This window comes from Amycolatopsis sp. NPDC058278 (assembly GCF_042881395.1).
GTDB lineage: Bacteria > Actinomycetota > Actinomycetes > Mycobacteriales > Pseudonocardiaceae > Amycolatopsis.
This window is the reverse complement of record NZ_JBHVXZ010000055.1, coordinates 59375-62952: the sequence shown is the minus strand read 5'-3', so window position 1 is coordinate 62952 and position 3578 is coordinate 59375. Positions and strand designations below refer to the sequence as shown.

General features: G+C 71.0%; 2 protein-coding genes and 1 pseudogene. 1 reads left to right on the top strand and 2 read right to left on the bottom strand.

All coding sequences use genetic code 11. From position 1 onward, the window contains the following. On the top strand, positions 1-1450 hold a 1450-nt coding region (locus ACFVYA_RS27105; RefSeq protein WP_387048913.1), incomplete at its 5' end, for a vitamin B12 dependent-methionine synthase activation domain-containing protein. Positions 1451-1632: 182 nt separating this feature from the next. Here the strand turns inward: ACFVYA_RS27105 and ACFVYA_RS27100 are convergent. Then, entirely contained in the window at positions 1633-2784 is a 1152-nt protein-coding gene (locus ACFVYA_RS27100; RefSeq protein ID WP_387048911.1) for an FAD-dependent monooxygenase, read from the bottom strand. Between the two features lie 56 nt (positions 2785-2840). After that, a pseudogene (locus ACFVYA_RS27095) lies at positions 2841-3578 on the bottom strand (hypothetical protein); the annotation flags it as partial.

The following is a 3578-nucleotide window of genomic DNA, read 5'->3' as shown; positions in this document are numbered from 1 at the left end:
GGCCGAGAAGGAGGAGGCCCGGCTCGCGGGCCGGGCCGCGGTGTCGAACGGCCAGGGCAAGGTCGTGCTCGCCACGGTCAAGGGCGACGTCCACGACATCGGCAAGAACATCGTCGGCGTGGTGCTGGGCTGCAACAACTACGAGGTGATCGACCTCGGTGTGATGGTGCCGGCGGCGAAGATCCTCGACACCGCGGTCACCGAGGGCGCCGACGCGGTCGGGCTGTCCGGGCTGATCACACCGTCGCTCGACGAGATGGTCAACGTCGCCACCGAGATGCAGCGGCGCGGGCTGAAGCTGCCGCTGCTCATCGGCGGCGCGACGACGTCCCGCCAGCACACGGCGGTCAAGATCGCCCCGGCCTACGACAACGCGACGGTGCACGTGCTCGACGCGTCGCGCGTGGTCGGCGTGGTGTCCGACCTGCTCGACCCGGACCGCTCGATCGTGCTGGCGGAAAAGAACCGGGCCGACCAGGAGGTGCTGCGCGAGCAGCACGCGAACAAGCAGCGCCGCCCGATGCTCACCCTCGAACAGGCCCGCGCGAACCCCGAGAAGGTCGCCTTCGACGGCCTGCCGACGCCGGAGTTCACCGGCGTCCGCGTGCTCGAGCCGGGCATCGCGGAACTGCGCGAGATGGTCGACTGGCAGTTCCTGTTCCTGGCCTGGGAGCTCAAGGGCAAGTACCCGGCCATCCTGGAGCAGCCGGTCGCCCGCGAGCTGTTCGACGACGCGAACACCCTGCTCGACCAGATCATCGCCGAAGGCAGTTTCACCGCGAAGGGCGCGTATGCGTTCTGGCCGGCGCACAGCGAAGGCGACGACATCCTGCTCGAAGGCGCGTACGCGCACGTCAAGTTCCCGATGCTGCGGCAGCAGACGGCGAAGCCCGCCGACCGCGCGAACCGCTGCCTGGCCGACTACATCGCTCCGGTCGGCGACCACCTGGGCGGCTTCGCGGTGGCCATCCACGGCGCCGAGGCGCTGGCCAAGCGGTACGAAGCCGAGCAGGACGACTACCGCGCGATCATGGTCAAGGCGCTGGCCGACCGGCTCGCCGAGGCGTTCGCCGAGCACATCCACCTGCGTGCCCGCCGCGACTGGTTCGAGCCGGACGCCCAGCCGAAGCTCGAGGACCTGCACGCGGAGCGGTTCCGCGGCATCCGCCCGGCGCTCGGCTACCCGGCCAGCCCCGACCACAGCCAGAAGCGCGAGCTGTTCGAGCTCCTGGAAGCGGGCGAGCTGGGCATGGCCTTGACCGAGTCGTACGCGATGACACCGGCGGCGAGCGTGTCCGGGCTGATCTTCGCCCACCCGGACTCGAAGTACTTCACCGTCGGCCGGCTCGGCCGCGACCAGGTCGAGGACTACGCCCGCCGCAAGGGCGTCGAGATCGCCGAAGTCGAGCAGTGGCTGCGGCCGAACCTGGCCTACGACCCCGAGGCGTAGGCGCGCGAAGCCGTAACTCACGTGATCGAAGCCGGATCCGGCGTGATGGGAGCCGTAACCGGCGTGATTGAAGCCGGATCCGGCGTGATGGGAGCCGTAACCGGCGAGTTCCGGCTTCAATCACGCGAGTTCCGGCCTCGATCACGCGGGATCCGGGCTGGATCACGTGAGTTGCGCCTGGCCTACGACTCCGAGGCGTAGTCCGGCAGCTCGATGTCCGTGGCGAACTTGTCGGTCGCCTTGAGCATCAGGCCGAGCAGGAAACGGGACTTGAACGTCCAGTCCCGGAGCTTGATCCGGAGCGGGGACGGCGGCGCCAGGAACGGTCCGGCGCTGCCGCGTTGCGAGACCTTCGCGTAGTCCCGCATCAGCTCTTCGTAGCGGGCGAACGCGACCCGGTGGTCGCCCGCGGCCTCGCGCAGCTCCCCGGCGAGCACGTACGCGCCGACCACCGCCAGGCCGGTCCCGAAGCCGCCGAGGGTGTTGCCGTAGGCCGCGTCGCCGAGCAGCACGATCCGGCCGCGGGAGTAGCGGTCGATCGTGACGCGGCTGAGCGAGTCCAGGTAGAACTCGCGGGCCTGCGGGACCCGGGCCATCAGTTCGGGCAGCCGCCAGCCGCCGCCCCGGTAGGCGTCCATCAGCAGCTGCCGCTGCTTCTCGGTGTCGGTGCGGTCGTAGTCGAGCTCGGGCGAGGCGAAGACGAAGAACGCCGAGGCCTTCGGACCGCCGACGGCGGCCATCCGGCCCGGTTCGTTGTACATCGCCGCTTCGCCGTCGGCGATGTCTTCGCCGAGCTCGGCCAGGGCGTAGTGGTAGCCGAGGTGGCGCACGTAGTCGCGTTCCGGGCCGAACGCGAGGCGCCGGACGTTCGAATGGATGCCGTCGGCGCCGACGACGAGGTCGAACCGGCGCGGCTCGGCGTGGGCGAAGGTGACGTCGACACCGTCCGCGGTCTCGGTCAAGGACGTGATGGTGTCGCCGAAGAGGTACTCGCAGTCCGTGTGCGCGTACAGGATTTCCGCGAGGTCGCCACGGCGGATCTCGATCTCGCCGCCGGTGAACTCGCCGGGGATCACCGCCCGCACGCGTCCGGCGGCGTCGACGATCGTCTGGTCCTGCCCGCCGGTCCGCTGCGCCAAGACGTCGTCGAGGATGCCCATCCGGTCCAGGACGGTCCGGTGGGTGGCGCCCTTGAAGTCGACGGCCTGGCCGCCGGGCCGCAGCGCGGGCGCGCGTTCGACGACGGTGACGGTGCAGCCGTACCGGGCCAGCCGGCAGGCGAGGGCGGGGCCGGCGATGCTGGCGCCGGAGATCAGGACGGTCAGGTTCTTCATGCCGCCGAGCTTCGCCAGAGCCGCTTACCGGTCCCTGGCGAAGCGCTGACGGTGGCCTACTCGACGGCGCCGTGCTGCGTCAGCAGCGTCTGGTACCAGCTGTCGTACGGGTGGTTGGTCGCCGGGTAGTTCGCCAGGGGCGTGGTGGCCTGGTCCGCGGAGTCGAAGTCCCAGCCGCGGACCAGCTTGCCCGCCTGCCGGGCCGCGGTGATGAACGCCGATTCCGTCGCGGGCGCGCCGTAGAACAGCGCACCCTGCTGCAGCTCCGCGCTGTCACCCTGCTGGAACTCGTCGAACGCGACCTGCCGGTAGCGGATCCGGTCACCGCCGGCCCGGTCGGTGTCGGCACGCAGTGTCTGCGCCGAAGTCGGCCCGTCGGCGCCGGTCCACACGGACACGGTGCGCCCGGCGCTGGTGCCCGTCGCCTTGGCGAACCGCGCGTCGGAGGTCTTGGCGTTGCCCGTCCACGCCACCGTCGTGCCCGCGAGCACGCCGTCCCAGTCCCAGTTCTGGCTGCCGCTCTGGCTCCGGTGGATCTCCCGCAGGTGCGTCGCGTCGGTGAAGGCGACCGTCGGCAGCACGCCGTTGTCGTACTGGTGACTCGCCTGCCACGTGATTTCGCCGTCCGCGCCGAGCTTGCCGACGTGGTACCAGAGCGTGGTCGCGCTCGGCGACGGGTGGACCAAGGACAGGTCGCCCGCGGCCGCCAGCGCGAACGCCGGCGTGGGCCCCCGGTCCGACTGTGCCTGCCGCATCCCGGTGACCCGGCCGTAGGGGGGGGAGGTGCCCGTCCA

Coding starts and splice junctions, on each gene's coding strand:
- ACFVYA_RS27100 (WP_387048911.1), bottom strand. CDS start 2,784: ATGAAGAACCTGACCGTCCTGATCTCCGGCGCCAGCATCGCCGGCCCC.